Raw genomic sequence first — 17,210 nt, forward strand, 5'->3', positions numbered from 1 at the left:
GCCGAGGCAGTGACCTGCCGGCTCTCACCGGCGCACGAACAGCACCGCCGCCGTGCCGAGGGCGGGCACGTCGACGCTCACCTCCCCGTCCTCCAGGGGGAGTTCGGGTCCCCTGCCGCCCAGGTAGCCCGCCCGGTGGGCGGCGCGCGCGGGGAAGCCGATCCGCACGCGGCACGCCACCCGCTCCTCGGCGAAGGACTGCAGCCGCAGCAGCGTCTCGCCCGCCCGGGGCGTGGTGGCGCCGACCAGGCGCACCCGCGGGTCGGTCAGGGCGGCGAAGCAGTGCGTGGCCGGGGCGTCCCCCGTCGCGCCCCGGGCCCGCACCGCCCGCAGCGGCCTGCTCCACGCCGCCGCCGTCCGGGTCCCGAGCCCGGTCGCCGTCGGACCGCAGGCGACGCTGTAGCGGAAGGTGAAAGCGAAGCCCTGCTCGCTCGGGAAGTTGGTGTCCCACAGGTTGTTGTGGATCCAGGAGAAGACGGTGGCGGGCTCGTCGTGCCCGAGGGTCTTGGGGAACGGCGCGTACGGCAGCGCGATGTTGCCGAACTGCACCAGCGGCGCGTCCTGCGTGGACCAGGCGACCGCGAGCCCGTCGTCGGCGAGGGTCACCCAGCGGCGCACGGCCCGCATGTGCCGCGCCGAGCCCGGCACCACCGGGAGCCCGGTGCCGGTGGCGCCGCCGGAGGCCTCCATGCGCACGACGGGCTGGTCGAAGGCGAAGGGGAAGGCGAAGTAGGCGCTCTCCTTGCCGAGGGTCCGGTCCTTGTCGAGGCGGTTCTCGACGTCGAGCCGGGGCACGCCGCGCGGCAGCGTGAGCGTGACCCGGAGGCGGTTCGCGCCCGCCGGACGGGTCTCGTACGTGATCGACTCCGCGGTCGCCGTGGAGGTGCGGTCGATGAGCGCGGCGGGCGGGGCGACGGCGCGCCGCCCCAGGTGCTCCAGGCGCTCGGACGCCGTGGTGCGGCTGGAGTTGTGGTTGAAGGCCCCGGCGGTGGTGTAGCTGTCGTGGACGTATCCGTTGAAGCCGACGATCGCGTCGGCGCGCACGAGCTCGCGGCCGGTCGACTTGTCGATGACGGAGGCGACGCAGGCCTGGGCGAGGTCGACGCGGACCGCCAGGTACTCGTTCTCCAGGAGCGTCGGGTCGGGGTGGGCGGCGGCGCGGGCGGCACGCTCGGCGGGGTCCTCGCGCTCGGTGCCGCCGGTGGGGTTCCAGCCGGTGGCGGCCTTGACGACGGGGGGCGCGTCGCCGCGGTCGGCCCGCCCGGCGTCGGCCCGTACGTCCAGGCGCACCGAACCTGCGGACGGCACCGCGTCCACGCGGGCCAGCAGGAAGCGGCCCGCGTCGCGGTGGTCGTCGTTGGTCTGGGGCCGCTCCTCGTGCGCCAGCGCGCGGCCGTCGCGGGCGTCGTGCACGGTGACCCGCTGGTCGAGCGGCACCGTGCTCTCCGGCAGGAAGATCCGTACAACGTCGGTGCGCGGCCAGGAGCAGGTGTTCACCACGTGGTACGTGGCCAGGGCGCCGGGCGCGGCGGCGAGCCGCTGGCCGAGCCGGGCCGAGGCCCGGCGCAGCAGCGAGGCGCCGTCGTCGTGGGCGCGCAGGGCCTGTCCGTACTTCCAGTGCCACTGGTGCTCGCCGGAGTGGCCGCCCTCGTCGCCGTGCGTCCACGGGTCGCCGGCGCCCCAGGTGTGCTCGTCGAAGAGCGACACCGCCTCGTACACCCCGGCGGCGTCCCGCGTGTCGTCCTCGGCCCCCGTGGCGTCGAGGAGAGCGGCGAACGTGCCGATGGTCTGGGCGTCGGCGACCGTGGACTGGGCGGTGCGGGCGAGCGACAGCGGGCGCGCGCCCGCGCCCACGCCGTCCACCCACCAGTCGGTCCAGTCGCCCTCGAAGGTGCGGATCCCGTCGCCGATCCTGGCCTCGGCGTCGCGGAAGAAGTCCTCGTTGCGGGAGAGCCTGAGGCGCGGGTACGCCCAGGTCTCGTTCCAGCGGCGCACGGTGTCGGCGATGACGCGGCGCGGCGGCGCGTTGTCGCCGAACTTGCCCTGCACGCGCAGGTGGAGCACGTCCCACGGGTACGGTTCGCGCTTGACGTCGACGTGGTCCATGGCCCAGCCGAAGATGCCGCCCCGGTAGGGGTAGGGGTGGGTGGCCAGGGAGGTGAGGTAGGCGGGCAGCAGGTCGTCGACGTCCGCGTACGAGGTGTCGAAGCCGAGCAGCGGGCCCTCCATGTAGGCCAGGCCGTGCGGGGTGTCGGTGACCCACACCAGGACGCTCGCGCCGCTCGGGGCGCGCCAGCGGAACAGCCGGGGCAGGTGCTCGCCGCCGACGAGGTGCGGCACGGAGCGGCCCGCCCAGTTGTGCGCGACGGACAGATAGCGGACGCCCGCCTGGGCGAGGGCGTCGACGAGCCCGACGACCGCGCCCGGCACGTCGGTCTGCATCGCGGAGGTGAGGGTGAGGCCGTGGGCCTCGCCGATCTCGTGGGCCGGGCGCAGGAGTTCGTGCAGCTCGTCCGTGGAGCAGGTCTCGGTGTGCAGGTTGAAGGGCATCGCCGTCAGCTCGATGCGGCCCTCCCGGACGCGGCGCATCAGCTCCTCGACCTGTTCGGCCGGCCGGGCTGCGGCCCACTGCTTGAACGACCACAGGGATTCGACGCACCAGCGGAACCGGGACTCGGACGGCCAGTCGTCGGTGGCCCGGGTCAGCTCCAGACAGGAGTCGAGGAACGAGAGGTGTTCGTTCAGGACCTGGCCCTGGGGGTCGGTGTAGCCGATGTCGAGGTGCGAGTGGTGCACCAGGTGGAGGATCCAGCGGCGCTGCGGGGTCAGCTGGACGGTGATGCCCTCGTCCTCCCGCGGCAGGCCCACGGTGAGGCGCGTCGCCGTGTCCACGGCGGGCACCAGGAGCCGGGCGCCGCCGCCGGGTCCGGCCACGCGCTCGGCCCGTACCGCCGTGCCCGAGCCGGTGCGCACGGCCAGTTCGGCGGGGACCCGGGAGCCGCCCACGGGGTCGATCCGCAGCGACTGGAGCAGGGTGCCGTCGGCCGCCTCCCGCAGCAGGGGTTCCTCGCTGAGCCGGAGCGCTGCGCCGTCGAGGGTGCCCTCGGCGCCGACCACGCCGGAGCGCAGGCTGGCGCGGACGCGGTCGTTGTCCCAGTCGGCGGTGCGGACCAGGGCCCGTGTGGTCATGCGGATCTCCCCGGGTGGCGGGCGGTCAGCGGACGGACGCGGCCATGCCGCGCAGGAACAGGCCGCGGAACACGAGGAACAGCAGCAGCGTGGGCACGGACACTACGAGGGCGCCCGCGAGGATCACGGGCGGCCCGCTGGAGGCGTAGGTGGCGCGCAGGGTGGCGAGCGACGCCATGACCGGCTGGACGTCGCGGCTGCGGCTGAGGGTGAGCCCGAGCAGCAGGTCGTTCCAGACGGCGGTGAACTGGAAGAGGAAGGCGGCGCCGAGCCCGGACCGCATCAGCGGCACGTGGACGCGCCAGAAGATGCGGGTGAAGGAGGCCCCGTCGATGAGCGCCGCTTCCGTCAACTCGGGGGGCATCGTGGTCATCTGATTGCGGATCAGGAAGAAGGCGAACGGCACTGCCCAGGCGACGTACACGAGCATGAGGCCGAGCCGGGTGTCGTACAGATTGGCGTCCGCGTAGAGGCCGAACAGCGGCGCGAGGAAGACCTGGAGCGGGAACAGCGTCCCGGAGTAGATCAGCCAGAACCAGAGGGCGGGCCGCGGGACCGGCAGGACGACCACCGCGAACGCCGCCATGGCCGCGACGAGCACCGCGACCAGGCCGCATACGACGGCGTACAGGAGGGAGGCCTGGAAGCTGTCGCCGATGCCCGCCTCGTCCCAGGCGGTCGTCACGTTGTCCACGAGCGCGAAGCCCTGGAACGTCCAGTCGGGCTCGCCCTCGTACGCGGCCACGGGGGTCAGCGCGTTCACGACGAGCAGGTACAGCGGGAGCAGCCAGAGCGCGACGCACCCGGCGACGAAGGCGTTCCGCCCGATCCGGCCCATGGCGCCTCCTCAGGCCTTCGCCCAGCCCGTGTCGGGCATCTGACGGCTCAGATAGAGCCAGGACGAGGCGACGACGACCACGGAGAGCACGAGGGCGATCGCCGAGCCGTAGCCGACGTGGAAGAGGCGGAACGTCTCGCGGTACATGGTCAGGGCGAGGGTCTCGGAGGAGCGGGAGGGGCCGCCCTGGGTGAGGATCCAGATCATGTCGAAGGCCTTCAGACTGTTGACGATGGCCATGCCGACCACGACGACGGTCACGGCGCGCAGCTGCGGCACCGTGATGTACCGGAACATGCGCCAGCCGCTCGCGCCGTCCAGCTGGGCCGCCTCGACGGTGTCGCGGGGGATGGCGCGCAGGCCGATGGCGAAGAGCACCACGTTCAGACCGGTCGCCTGCCAGGTGCTCGCGACGATCAGCGCCAGGGTGTTCTGCGGCCACTCCAGGAGCCAGGTCTGCGCCCACGCGTCGAGGCCGACGGCGCGCAGGGCCTGGTTGACGGCTCCGTCGGAGGTCAGCATGAAGTACCACAGGGCCGCGGTGGCGGTCCCGGAGATCGCGAAGGGCAGCACGATCACCAGCTGGGCGACGCCGCCCCAGCGCAGGCGGTGCGTGGCCAGGGCGATGACGAGCCCGGCGAGCACCGGCAGGAGCAGCGTCCCGGCCACCCACATCAGGGTGTTGAGCAGGGAGCGGCCGAAGACGGGGTCGTCGGCGAGCCGGGTGTAGTTGTCGAGCCCGGTGTAGCTGCTCGTGAAGCCGTTGTCCTCGAAGAAGCTGCCGTACACGCTGCGCAGGAACGGGTAGACGAGCAGCACGCCCACGAACGCGAAGGCGGGCAGCGCCCAGGGCAGCGCGGTCAGCGGCCCGCCGAGCCGGGCGCCGGGGCGCGCGGCGTGGTGCGGGGTGCGCAGGGGCACGCGCCGCCGGACGCGGCGCTCGCGGGCGCCGGGCGCGGGCGTCCCCGCGGGGGTCACGGTCCCGGTCATGTCCCGGCCGCCTCCCGCCACACCTTCCAGGCCTCGTCGGCGCGGTCCTGCATGGTGCGCAGGACCTTCCGGTACGAGGAGGGGTCGAGCAGGAATCCGGCGAGGTCGTCGACGGTGGCCTCGACGAGTTCGGGCGGGCCCTGCTCCCAGAAGCGGTTGAGCAGCCACAGGCGGTCGCCGCGCACCTTCTTCTGGAGTGCGGCGATCACCGGGTTGGCGGGCGCGACCCGGGGGTTCGGGCAGCCGTCCTGGAGGGTGTGCGAGAAGGCCTTCATCACGGCCGGGTGCAGCCAGGCGCCGGTCGCCCTCACGGCCTCGTCGTGGTCGGGGCCCTTGACGGTGGCGACGAGGGCGCTGGACTCGAAGACGACGCTGGGGCGGGCCCCGGGCTCGGCCATCGGCAGGACGAAGGCGCTCATGTTCCTGCCCGGCTCGGCGCCCGCGGCCACGAGCGTGGAGCCGAGCCAGGTGCCGCAGGGCACCATGCCGACCTTGCCGTGCACGAGCGCCGCGGCGGCGTCGACGTGGTTCATGTCCATCGGCGTGAACCAGTCCCGGTCGAAGAAGGAGGCCAGGGTGCGCAGGGCGCGCTCGGCACGCGGGTCGGTGTAGCGCGCGCGGCCGTTCATCAACTCGTCGTAGAAGCGGGGGTCCTGGCGGCTGAGGACCTCCTGGAACCAGATGAAGGCGGGCCACCGGCCGTCGGCGGTGCCGTGCAGCGGCGTCACCTTGTTGCGCTTGAGCCGGGCGCAGGCGGCGAGGAAGTCGTCCCAGGTGCGCGGCGGCCGCAGACCGTGCTCGGCGAACACCTCGGGGTTGTGGAACACCACCCAGTACGCGAGGTTCATCGGCAGGCCGTAGACGCGGCCCCGCTCGGTGAACGCGGAGCGCAGCGCGGGGTCGGCCCAGCCCTTGCGCTCGGCGCGGTCCCACGTCGCGGAGAGGTCGACGATGCCGCCGGTGCGGGCCAGGTCCTTGAGGCGGTAGCCGGACCAGTACTTGAGCATGTCCGGGGTCTTGCGGGTGCGCAGCGAGGACTTGACGACCTGCTCGAAGGATTCGAGGAGCGGGTTGACCTCGGGGACGAGCCGCAGCCCCGCGACGTCCTGCATGGCCTTGCCCGCGGCCGTCATCGGCGCGGCCCAGGCGGCGCTGTCCCCGAACACGCCCACCTTGCCCCGGGGTTGGCCGGTGGCGGTGGAGCAGGCCGTGGCGAGGGCTCCGGTGGCGGCCGCGGCGGCGCCGGTGATCAGCGTGCGGCGTGCCAGAGCGGGTGGCGCGGTGGGCGTGGTACCTGACATGGGCGGCCCCCAGGTGGGTCCCGTGCGTCCCGGGTCGTCCCCCGGGTTGTACCGGCGTGTACCGAGCGGCACCGGGTGCGCCCGGGGCGTGCCCCGGCCCGGTGTTAGCGTTAACACGAGCGAGTTGGAGCGTCGCGGCGGCGGGGGCCGATGTCAAGGCCCCGCGCACCGTTCAGGCCACGAGGCGCACACCCCGCTCCCGCCCAGGCCCGGAGCGCCGCTGCTCGCGGTCGGCCGCGGCCGGTCCCCGGCTCTTCCGCCGTGACGGCTTTCCCGCGGCCTCTCGCGGCACGACCGGGTACGCCCGGCGTCGGGCCCGGCCGGAGGCATGCGGCGACCGTCCAGGAATTCCGCCCTCGAGGTGTGCGCTCGGCCAACAGGCCCTCGCGTCCGGCCTGCCGAGCGGCCGGACGGCGGAGGCGAAAACCGGTTGCCCGGCCCCCCGCCGGGGCCGCAAGCTCGGCGCATGTTCTTCGCATCCACAGCCACCCCGCTGCCGCTCGCCACCGCCGACCGTTCGGCGCGTGGCCAGCAGCAGCCCGGCTGTCCGTGGAGGCCCGCGCCGCCGCTCCGGTGAGCGGGCACCTGGTCGCGGGGCTCGTCGCCGGGTATGGCATCGCCATGCCGGTGGGGGCGGTCGCGACGTATCTGGTGGGGCTCACCGCCCGGACCTCGTGGCGGGTGGGGGCGTGCGCCGCCCTCGGGGTGGCGACAGCGGACGGGCTGTACGCCCTGGTCGCCACCGTCGCGGGGGCCGCCGCGGCCCAGGTCGTCGCACCGGTGATGGGCCCGCTGCGCTGGGTCTCCGCCTGCGTCCTCGTCGTCCTCGCGATCCGCGCGGCCACGGCGGCCGTCCGGCAGCACCGCGCCCCGCAGGCGGCCGCGCCCCGCGTCGGCGGCCCGCCGAGCCCGGCCCGCGCGTACACCACCTTCCTCGGCATCACCCTGCTCAACCCCACCACCGTCGTGTACTTCGCGGCGCTCGTGGTGGGCAGCGGGTCCGGCGCGGACACGGACCGCCTCGGGCAGGCCGTGTTCACCCTCGCCGCCTTCGCGGCCTCCGCCAGCTGGCAACTGCTGCTCGCCGGGGGCGGGGCGCTCCTGGGCCGCGCCCTGACGGGCCGCCGGGGACGCCTCGTCACGGCGCTGACCTCCAGCGCGGCGATCACGGCCTTGGCGGTGCATCTGCTGGTGGCGGGGTGAGTCCTGCTCCATGGCCGGGCGGGGCCGGATGTGTGTACCTACTAGTATGTACACACATCCGGCCCCGCCCCGGGCGCACCGCACCTCCAGAAGGAGTCCCGCCATGCCCCTCGTCCGCATAGACGCCCTGCGCGCCGACGGGGCGCGCCTCGACGCGCTCGGACGGGCCGTCCACGACGCGCTGGTGGAGACGATCGGCATTCCGCCCGACGACCACTTCCAGATCCTCACCGGTCACGACGGCACCAGCAGCACGCTGCGGCACGGCACCTATCTGGGCGTGCGCCGCGACGACGGGATCGTCTACGTCGTGATCACCATGCGGGCCGGACGGACGCCCGACCAGAAGCGCGCCCTGTACCGGCGGATCGCCGAACTCGCCGAGGAGTACGCGGGCACCGAACCGCGGAACGTGTTCGTCACCGTGCTGGAGAACGCCTCGGCCGACTGGTCGCTCGGCCACGGCGAGGCCCAGTACGCCCCGGCCGGGTAGCCCCGCCCCGGGGCACCCCGCCTCACCAGAACCTGGAGCAGCAGGGGCAGTTCCTGGTGGGACTGGGTGAGCCGGGCCCGGCGCTGGGCCACCACGTCGTCGAGGTGCGTGATGGACTCGCGGCAGAAGGCCCGCTGCGGCCCGTCGTCCGGCTCGTACGCCTGGAGGACGGCGTGGATCCCGTCGATCCGGCGCTGGGTGACGGAGTGCTCGGCCTTCCCGGCGCGCATGAGCGGCCACTGCCGCTCCACCACCGCGTGGACGTACACGCTGACGGCGGCCTCCATCCGACCGCGTTCGGCGGGCGGGAAGGCCCGTACGTTCCGCACGGCCTGCTCCAGGTCGGACGCCTCGGTGGAGACGACCGTCCCGGCACCACCCGTACGGGGACGGAGCGCGCGGGGCGGGCCCGTCCCGGGGTGGTGCCGGTCAGTGGACGCGGCCGGCGCCCCGGTGCGTCGGGCCGTGGCCGCTCAGGCAGTGCGGGGCGGTGGAGGCGGGCGGCGCCGTGGCGGCAACCGGTTCCTCGTGGTCGATCTGGAGCGTGGTGTGCGTGAGGCCGTACGTGTCGGCGAGGCGCTTGTCCAGCTCGCGCCGCACGGCGTGGCAGTCGCCGCCGGGGTGCACGAGGACGTGGGCCGACAGGGCGGGTTCGCCGGACGTGATGGTCCAGATGTGCAGGTCGTGGACCTCGGCCACGGAGGGCATCCCGGCGAGTTCGTGCCCGATCGCGTCCGGGTCGAGGCCCGCGGGCGCCGCCTCCAGGAGGATGCGGCCGGAGTCGCGGAGCAGCCCGCAGCCCGCCTTGACCATGAGGGCCACGACGAAGAGCGTGGCGATGGTGTCGGCGCGGGCGAAGCCCGTGGTCATGACGATGACGCCCGCGACGGCGGTGCCGATGAAGGCGTACAGGTCGTTGAGGATGTGCTGGTAGGCACCCTCGACGTTCAGCGAGGAGCGGTTGGCCTTGGACAGGCACCAGGTCGCGGCGAGGTTGACGGCCACGCCGGAGAGCGCGGTGGCGAGCACCATCCAGCCGGTGACCTCCGGCGGGTGCAGCAGCCGCTGCAGGGCCTCGAAGCCGAGCCAGGCGGCGGCGAGCAGCAGCGTGAGCCCGTTGGCCTGGGCGGAGAGTATCTCCGCCCGCTTCAGGCCGAAGGTGTAGGTGCCCTTGGCGGGCCGCGCGGCGAGCCGCATCGCGACGAGCGCGAGCACGATGGAGAAGGCGTCCGTGAGCATGTGGACGGCGTCGGATATCAGCGCGAGGGAACCGGCCATGAAAGCGATGACCGTCTCGACGGCAATGAAAACGCCAATCAATACGAGTGCGAGCGAAAGCCATCGCCGGTCGGCGTCGGCGGAGACGCCGTGACTGTGCCCGGCATGACCTCCACCGTCGTGGTCGTGTCCGTGCTGATGCGTATGAGCGTGCCCCACGGAGTTTCCCCCCACGTGCGCCGACGATGCCTGCCGCAGGGGAGTCAAGCGCAATTCCGCCACCACTGCAAAGGCTGCATCGGTGACCGTTTTCAATTCCGGTTCGCACCCTGCTTCTTGGCGCCCGATGTCTGGAATTGCGGGCTGGAGGCGGCTCAATTCAGTGCGTTTGACCGCGAGGACGGGCGCGTGCGGACCGGCCCTCCACCCCTTCGCCACCCGCCCTTCCCCGGCGTGCCGTCTGGACTTCGCGTCGACCGTCCGCTCCAGCTGGAGAGGAAGTGGGGCAAGTAGCCTCAAAAAACCTGAAGGGGAGAAAGTGGCGCCGCATGCCCTACTTCCCCCCATCGCGCCCCTCAACTTGTGACCCACGCCACGCCGAATGGTTAAAGGATCTTGTTCCGCGTATCCACACGGCGGGATCCCGTGTGCCACGATGCCACCGTGTTGCTCGACCACTCAGGAAATCGACCACTGAATCAGTGGTGAATCCACTGATGACTTCTTGAACGTTCGGCTGGCCGTCATACGGGGGACGAGAATGCCGACCATCATCGCCATCGGGTATCGGGACGACCTCGATCGGGTGCTGCGGCGCCGAGGCCTCGATCCCTTCTACATCGTGCAACAGCCGACGCGTTCGCTCCGCGGCGTCGACTTCACACGTGTCACCGACATCGAGAACGCTCAGGAAATCCTGCGGGCGGTGCTCTCCGCGCGCATCCGCGACGCCGCGGGAGTGCTCACCGTCCATGAAATGGGCGTGTTCGGAGCCACTTTCCTGCGGCAGCAGTTGAACCTTCCGGGAAACACGGACTCCAGGACCGTCCCCTACTTCCGGGACAAGTACTTGCAGAAGACCGGACTTCCCGCGGGCATCGCGCGGGCGCGCTGTCGATACGCCACCCCGGACACCACGTTCGCGGATCTCGTCGACGATCTGGGCGACACCTTCGTCGTCAAACCCGCGACCGGAGCCGGGTCCCTGCGCACCAGCGTGGTCCGCTCTCCCGAAGAGTACGCACGCGCTCTGGAACCGTTTCCCGGTGACTCGGACGTCGCCGTCGTCGCCGAATCATTCATCGCGGCGCCGGAAGTCTACGTCGACGGCATCTGGGAGAACGGCGACCTTCGGTGGTCGTCGATGACGCGCTATCACGACTCGCCGCTGCGCGCCGCGCAAGGCGGCGTCCTGGCCGCGCACCTCCTGGACAGAAGACGGCACGAAACGCTGTTCTCCCAGGCGGAGACGCTCGCCCGCCAGGTGCTCACCCACCTCGACGCGCCGTCCTGCGTGTTCCATCTGGAGGCGTTCGTCCAGGAGTCGGGGCTGACGTTCGGCGAGTGCGCCATCCGCCTCCCGGGGGCGCTCTCCCCGCAGATCAACCACTTGACCTACGGCGTCGACCTCTTCGACGTCGAGATCAGCCTCGCGCTCGGGGAGGGAGTCACACAGACCCTCGACGACCGTACGCCGGACCGCTTTCACGGCTATCTGCTGCTGCGCCGCGCGAAGCGCGGAAGACTCACCCGCGAGGACTTCGAGCGGAGCTTCCTCTTCGACGAGATCGAGTACTCTTCCGCGCCCGATACGCCGCTCGGACCGTACGGCAAAGTGGGCCATGCGATCGTGTCCGACCACGACGAGCTGAAACTGCGGCAGACGATCGAGGAAATCGTCCACTTCAACGAGGGCGCCTGACACCGTCCCGCTCCGCGGTCTCGGCTTCACCGGCGCTTCTGCGCAAAGCCCAGCACACCCCGGCCACGTCACCCGTGCGGGGCAGTCACGGCTACGCCCTTCCCCATTTCCTTCTCCTTCCTTCACCTCCCTCTCATTCCTTCTCACCGCATGCGCTCACGGCTCTTCCGCGCTGTTTTTGGCTGGAGGTTCGTTCCGATGCTGGATCAACGTTCTTCTGTGACTGCTTCGTATGCGACTGTTGCTCATGTGCTCGAGCGTGCGGCTCATGACACGACTCGTGGTGTCACCTTCGTCGGCGGCTCCTTCCTCTCCTACGCCGAACTGTGGGAGTCCGGCCGCCGGATCGCGCGGGCGCTGCGCGGCCTCGGCGCCGCTCCGGGCGACCGGGCCCTGATCGCCGCCCAGGACCCGGAGAGCTTCGTCCGTGCCTTCTGGGGGTGTGTGCTCAGCGGTGTCGTGCCGTGTCCGGTCGCGCCGCCCGCCGACCCCGCACGCCGGCACGCTCACCTCGCGCAGCTGCGCGCGCTCCTGGGCGACCCGCTGTTCCTCGTGCCCAAGGCCGCCCACGGGGACCTGCCCGAGACCGGACTGCGGACCGTCACCGTGGAGGAGCTGAGCCAGGCCTCCCCCGAGGACGACCGGGCACACTCCCCCGACCCTGCCCCCGACGACCTCGCCCTGCTGATGCTCACCTCCGGGTCCACCGGGGTGAGCAAGGCGGTCGAGCTCACCCACGCCAATCTCCTCGCGGCGGTGGCGGGCAAGGCCGGGGCGCTCGGCCTCGGGCCCGACGACACGATGATGAACTGGATCTCGGCCGACCACATCGCCGCGGTCGAGGCGCACCTGCTGCCGATGTCCCAGGGCGCGGAGCAGGTCATCGCGACACCGGAGACGGTCCTCGCCGACCCGGTGGAGTTCCTCAGGCTGCTCACGGCACACCGGGTGCGCGTGGCCTTCACCCCCAACTTCCTGTTCGGGCAGATCAATCAGGCCCTCGCACAGGGACCCGCCGAGCGGCGGGACATCGACCTGTCGCAGGTACGGCACATCATTTCCGGCGGCGAGGCGACGGTGACCGCCACCGTGCGGACCTTCCTGGACACGCTTGCCCGCCACGGGCTGCGCGAGGACGCCGTCGTGCCCGCGTTCGGCATGACCGAGACCTGCGCGGGCAGCGTGTTCAACCGTGACTTCGCCGCCCGCGAGGGGGAGCCGGAGTTCCCGCCGCTCGGGCGTCCGGTACGGGGGCTGCGCATACGGATCGTGGACGGCGGCGGCACGGTGCTGGCCACCACCGCCGGAGAAGCCACCCCTGAAGATGCCCCTGACGACGAGGCCGCCGCCGGGCGGGCCGTGGCCCACAAGCCCGGCGTGCCCGGCGAGGTGCAGTTGCGCGGCACCATGGTCACCCCGGGCTACTTCGGCGACGAGCAGGCCACCGCGCGGGCGTTCACCTCCGACGGCTGGTTCCGCACCGGCGACCTGGGGCACCTCGACGCCGAGGGACGGCTGACGCTGGTCGGCCGCGCCAAGGACTCCATCATCGTCAACGGCGTCAACTACTACAGCCACGACCTCGAAGCGGTCCTGGACGAGCTCGGCGAGGTGCGGCGCGGCCAGGTCGCCGCCTTCCCGGTGCGGCCCGAGGGGGCGGACTCCGAGCAGCTCGCCCTCGCGTTCGTACCGGCCGGCGCCCCCGACGACGAGGCAGCCGACGCGGCCCTGTACCGGGCGATCGTGGCGATCCGCAGCTCCACGGTGCTGCACTGGGGGTTCCGCCCCCAGCTGGTCCTCCCCGTCACCGCGGCCGACATCCCGCGCGGCAACCTCGGCAAGGTCCAGCGCGCACGGCTGCGCGCGGCCGTCGAGGCCGGGGACCTGGACGGCGCGGCCCGCCGGGCCGAGGAGGTCAGCGCCCGGTTCCTCGGCGCCCACGCGGCCCCGCGGGGAGAGGCCGAGTCGACGCTCGCCGCCCTGTACGCCCGCGTCCTGCACACCCGCGAGGTGTCCGCGACCGCAAGCTTCTTCGACCTGGGCGGCACCTCCCTCGACGTGCTGCGGCTCAAGCTGGAGATCCAGACCGCGTTCGGCATCGACGACGTACCGATGGCGACGCTCCTCCAGGCCCCGACGGTACGGGCCCTCGCCGCGCGCCTGGCCGCCGGACGGGGCGGCGGCGACGCGGCCTACGACCCGCTGGTGCCGCTCCAGGTGACCGGGGACGGCACCCCGCTGTTCTGTGTGCACCCCGGCCTCGGCGAGGTCCTGGTGTTCGTCAACCTCGCCAAGTACTTCACCGGCGAGCGGCCCTTCTACGCGCTGCGGGCGCGTGGGTTCGGGCAGGGCGAGACCCACTTCGCGTCGTTCGCCGAGATGGTCTCCACCTACGTGGCGGCGATCCGGCGGGCTCAGCCGCACGGACCGTACGCCGTCGCGGGCTACTCCTACGGCGGCGCGGTCGCCTTCGAGATCGCCAAGCGCCTTGAGGACGAGGGCGACGAGGTCGGCTTCGTGGGCGTCTTCAACCTGCCGCCGCACATCTGCGGCCGCATGAACGAGATCACCTTCACCGACGGGGCGATCAACCTGGCGCTCTTTTTGGAACTGATCGGCGCCGCCGACGTGGAGCGGCTCACCGCCACCCTCCGCCCCCTGCCCGAGGCCGACCAGCTCGCCTACCTCGTCGCGCACGCGCCCCGGCACCGCCTCACCGAACTCGACCTCACCGTCGAGCGGTTCACGGCGTGGGTGCGCCTCGCCCAGAGCATGGTGCACCTCGGCCGCACGTACGAACCGACGGGGTCGGTCGGACAGGTGCGGGTCTTCTACTGCACGCCGCTGCGCGGCACCACACAGGAGTGGCTCGACGACCAGCTGCGCCACTGGGACGCGTTCACCCGCGGCCCCAACCGGTACGTCGAGGTCGCCGGGGAGCACTACACCCTGATGGGCCCGCAGCACGTGCGGACCTTCCAGGCGACCTTGCGGCGGGAACTGACCCGCGCGCTCGGCCGATGAGCCCGGCCCCGCCCCCCGCCACCGCCGACACGAGCAGGAGCCACTGAGCATGCGAGGCAAGAAGATCCTCATCACCGGCGGGACCGGGCAGGTCGCCCGGCCGGTCGCCGAGGCGCTCGCCCCCGACAACGAGGTGTGGTGCCTGGGCCGCTTCGGCGACCGGGCCGCCCGCACGGCACTTCAGGAGCGGGGCGCCCGCACCTTCACCTGGGACATGGACTCCGGCGACCTGGACGGCCTGCCGCGCGACTTCACCCACGTCCTGCACTCGGCGGTGCACCGCGGCGAGAGCGGCGACTTCGACGCGGCGGTGCGCGTCAACTCCGTCGGCACCGCGCGCCTGATGACGCACTGCGCCGCCGCGGAGGCGTTCCTGTACGTGTCGTCCGGAGTGGTCTACGACCGCGCCGACCCCGCCCACCGCTACCGGGAGGACGACCCCCTCGGCGTGGGCGCGCCGTGGCTGCCGACGTACCCCGTCGCCAAGCTCGCCACCGAAGGCGTGGTGCGGGGCCTGGCCGAGGCGCTCGCGCTGCCCACGGTCATCGCCCGGCTCAACATCGCCTACGGCCCGTACGGGCACGGCGGCGTACCCATGATCATGTTCCGGGAGATGCTGCGGGGCCTGCCGTGCGCGGTGCCGCGCGAGGGGCAGAACTACTGCAACCCGGTGCACACCGACGACGTCGTGCGCCAGGTCCCGCTCCTGTGGGAGACGGCGCGGACACGCGCGCGGGTCGTCAACTGGGGCGGCGACGAGGAGGTCGGCATGACCGACCTCCTGGAGTACATGTCCGCGCTGACCGGTGTGCCGGTCACGCTGGACCGCGGTGACCGCAGCCGGGGCACGGCGGTCTTCGACCACACCCTGCGCCGCAGTCTCATCGGCGACTGCGCGGTCGGCTGGAAGGCGGGCATCGCGCGCACCCTGGCCGAGCTGTTCGGGGAGTACCGCGACCGCGTCGACGCGTACGTCGGCACGGGCGCGGCCCGGTGAGGAGGGCCGGGGCGTCCCGGCCGCCGGGACGCCCGGCCGAGCGGGAGAAGGACGTGCCCCATGTGACGAAGAGGAGTGCCTAGCGTGCGCAGGACCGCAGACATCGACGCGCTTCAGGACGTGCTGTGCGCCGCCCTCGGCTCCCGCGAGCCCGTGTGTTCACTGGGGCACCTCGCCCAGGACACCGCCGCGTTCGCCACCCTGGACCCGGCGGTCGTGGAGCGTCCCACCCTGGTCAGCGGCGGGGCGCCGTACGCCCCCACGGGACCGGTGCCCGCGCGCCCCGCGCTCGACGAGCTGCTCGGGCGGGCGAAGGCGCTGGGCGTGCCCCAGGTCCTCGTGCCCCAGGTGCGCCGCAGCGACGACACGAGCGCGCTGCGGCGGGCCGGTTTCGTCCCCGTCGCCGTGGACCCCGAGTGCGTCTTCCGCGTCGCCGGGGACGTGGACGAGGCGCTGCGGACCCGCGTCGGCGCCGACCGGCTCGGCGAGCTGCGCCGCCGCCGCGCCGAAGCGGCCCGCGAGGTCCGCTGGGAGCGGGTGCCGCTGCGGGGGCTCGGCGGGCGTGCCGGGGTGCGCGAGGCCTTCGTGGCGCTGCACGAGGACACCGGTCTGTACACGGCCGATGCCCTCGACGCGCTGGCCCGCGGCCCGTTGGCGGAGCGCACCGAGATGCTCGTGGCCCGCCGCGGGAGCACCGTCGTCCAAGCCGGTCTCCTGACGCGGTCCCACAACGGCCGGGGCGTCTACTGCCTGGCCCTGGCCACGCACGACGACGGCCCCGGTGCGGCCCGCGACCTCCAGGAGGCGGGCCTGTACGGGGTGTACCTCGATGCCCAGCGGTCCGGTCTGGCCTGGGTGCACCTCGGCCGGGGCGACGCCGGGCGCATGCGCGGTCTCGGGGCCGATCTGTTCGTGCCCGTCGACCACTGGCTGCGGGCCCCCGGCCTCGCCCCCGCCGAGGCGGACGCGGACGCGGGCGAAGCGGTCCTTTCGGCCTTCGCGGCGCCGCAGGTCGCCGCGGTGCCGGTGCCGGGCCCGGCCCGGTTCCGGCGTCAGCCGCGGTTCGACGTGGTCGACCTGTCGAGCAACACCAATCCGTTCCTGGGGGCCGCGAGCCTCTACCCCGAGCTCGACACGGCGGAGCTGGCCCGGACGTATCTGTCGACGGTGGCACGGCTGCCCGGCCACGCGGGGGTCGGCGCGCTCACCGCGGACCACGTGCTGTTCAGCAGCGGGGCGGTCGACGGCGCCCTGCTGCTCCTGTCCGCGCTCGCCTCGCCCGGCGAGCGCGTCTGCGTCACGTCGCCGACGTTCCCGCTCTACGACCACTTCGCGCGCGTGCTGCGGCTGCCGGTCGTCGACGTGCCGCTGCGCGGCGGGGACCTGGACGAGCTGGACGTCGAGCGGATCCTGGCGGCCGAGCCGCGGGTGACCCTCCTCTGCGATCCGAACAACCCGGTCGGGACCAGGCTCGACGCGGCGCGGGTGCACGCCCTGGTGGCGGGCTGCCGAGGGCTCGTGGTGATCGACGAGGCGTACGTCGAGTTCAGTGAGAAGCCGTCGTACGCGGGACTCGTCGCGCGCTACGACAACCTCGTCGTGCTCAGGACGCTGTCGAAGGCGTGGGGTCTCGCCGGCGCGCGCTGCGGTGTCGTCCTGGCCCGGCCGGGCGTCGTCGACGCGTTGCGGCGGGTGCAGGTGCCCTTCGGGTTCACCGACGCGTCGCAGCGGGCGGTGCGGGACCGGCTGACCGACGCGGCGCGCGTGCTCCACAGCGTCCGGCGCGTCCGCGCCGAGCGGGAGTGGATGGCGGCCGTCCTGGCCGGCCATCCCGCGGTGGAGCGCGTCTTCCCCTCGGAGACCAATTTCCTGCTGGTCCGGCTGCACAAGCACGAGCGGGTCATGGACCGGCTGCGCGACGCGGGAATTCTCGTCGCGGACACCGGGCGCGTCATTCCCGATACCTGCCGCGTCTCCATCGGTGAACGACGCGCCAACCATTCACTGCTCGCCGCGCTCACCGCCGCTCTGTGAAG

General features: G+C 72.9%; 11 protein-coding genes and 1 pseudogene. 6 read left to right on the forward strand and 6 right to left on the reverse strand.

Going from position 1 to position 17,210, the window contains the following annotated elements:
- Nucleotides 1-24: 24 nt before the first annotated feature.
- Genes MQV74_RS05060 through MQV74_RS05075 form a run of 4 tightly spaced genes read right to left on the reverse strand, consistent with a single transcriptional unit; the run spans nucleotide 25 to nucleotide 6,318 of the window.
- On the reverse strand, nucleotides 25-3,189 hold the full coding sequence (locus MQV74_RS05060) for a glycoside hydrolase family 38 C-terminal domain-containing protein (RefSeq protein WP_242714810.1): 3,165 nt from the start codon (nucleotides 3,187-3,189) through the stop codon (nucleotides 25-27).
- 25 nt (nucleotides 3,190-3,214) lie between these two features.
- Entirely contained in the window at nucleotides 3,215-4,027 is an 813-nt protein-coding gene (locus tag MQV74_RS05065; protein ID WP_242714811.1) for a carbohydrate ABC transporter permease, read from the reverse strand.
- A gap of 9 nt (nucleotides 4,028-4,036) precedes the next feature.
- Entirely contained in the window at nucleotides 4,037-5,017 is a 981-nt protein-coding gene (locus MQV74_RS05070) for a carbohydrate ABC transporter permease (protein ID WP_242714812.1), read from the reverse strand.
- On the reverse strand, nucleotides 5,014-6,318 hold the full coding sequence (locus MQV74_RS05075; RefSeq protein ID WP_242714813.1) for an ABC transporter substrate-binding protein: 1,305 nt from the start codon (nucleotides 6,316-6,318) through the stop codon (nucleotides 5,014-5,016). Before MQV74_RS05075 ends, MQV74_RS05070 begins: the two co-directional genes overlap by 4 nt.
- 573 nt (nucleotides 6,319-6,891) lie before the next feature.
- Here MQV74_RS05075 and MQV74_RS05080 point away from each other — a divergent pair.
- Together MQV74_RS05080 and MQV74_RS05085 are read left to right on the forward strand one after the other, a co-directional pair.
- On the forward strand, nucleotides 6,892-7,521 hold the full coding sequence (locus MQV74_RS05080) for a LysE family transporter (protein ID WP_242728508.1): 630 nt from the start codon (nucleotides 6,892-6,894) through the stop codon (nucleotides 7,519-7,521).
- 103 nt (nucleotides 7,522-7,624) lie between these two features.
- Nucleotides 7,625-8,014 (forward strand): tautomerase family protein, encoded by a 390-nt coding sequence (locus MQV74_RS05085; protein WP_242714814.1) that lies wholly within the window; start codon nucleotides 7,625-7,627, stop codon nucleotides 8,012-8,014.
- A gap of 83 nt (nucleotides 8,015-8,097) precedes the next feature.
- Here MQV74_RS05085 and MQV74_RS41520 read toward each other — a convergent pair.
- Both MQV74_RS41520 and MQV74_RS05090 read right to left on the reverse strand, forming a co-directional pair.
- Nucleotides 8,098-8,343, reverse strand: a pseudogene (locus tag MQV74_RS41520) (bestrophin-like domain); the annotation flags it as partial.
- 100 nt (nucleotides 8,344-8,443) lie between these two features.
- Nucleotides 8,444-9,451 carry a cation diffusion facilitator family transporter gene (locus MQV74_RS05090; RefSeq protein ID WP_242714815.1) on the reverse strand — a complete coding sequence of 336 codons (1,008 nt, stop codon included), beginning with the start codon at nucleotides 9,449-9,451 and terminating at the stop codon, nucleotides 8,444-8,446.
- Nucleotides 9,452-9,992: 541 nt separating this feature from the next.
- Here MQV74_RS05090 and MQV74_RS05095 point away from each other — a divergent pair.
- The 4 genes from MQV74_RS05095 (at nucleotide 9,993) to MQV74_RS05110 (ending at nucleotide 17,208) form a co-directional block, all read left to right on the forward strand.
- The gene (locus tag MQV74_RS05095) at nucleotides 9,993-11,153 is read left to right on the forward strand and encodes an ATP-grasp domain-containing protein (protein ID WP_242714816.1); all 1,161 of its coding nucleotides are present in this window, start codon (nucleotides 9,993-9,995) and stop codon (nucleotides 11,151-11,153) included.
- A 198-nt stretch (nucleotides 11,154-11,351) separates the two neighbouring features.
- The gene (locus tag MQV74_RS05100) at nucleotides 11,352-14,177 is read left to right on the forward strand and encodes an alpha/beta fold hydrolase (RefSeq protein WP_242714817.1); all 2,826 of its coding nucleotides are present in this window, start codon (nucleotides 11,352-11,354) and stop codon (nucleotides 14,175-14,177) included.
- Nucleotides 14,178-14,226: 49 nt separating this feature from the next.
- Nucleotides 14,227-15,174 carry an NAD-dependent epimerase/dehydratase family protein gene (locus MQV74_RS05105; protein ID WP_242714818.1) on the forward strand — a complete coding sequence of 316 codons (948 nt, stop codon included), beginning with the start codon at nucleotides 14,227-14,229 and terminating at the stop codon, nucleotides 15,172-15,174.
- Between the two features lie 84 nt (nucleotides 15,175-15,258).
- Nucleotides 15,259-17,208 (forward strand): pyridoxal phosphate-dependent aminotransferase, encoded by a 1,950-nt coding sequence (locus MQV74_RS05110; protein WP_242714819.1) that lies wholly within the window; start codon nucleotides 15,259-15,261, stop codon nucleotides 17,206-17,208.
- Nucleotides 17,209-17,210 lie beyond the last annotated feature (2 nt).

The organism is Streptomyces sp. AN091965, from assembly GCF_022698285.1.
Lineage (GTDB): Bacteria > Actinomycetota > Actinomycetes > Streptomycetales > Streptomycetaceae > Streptomyces.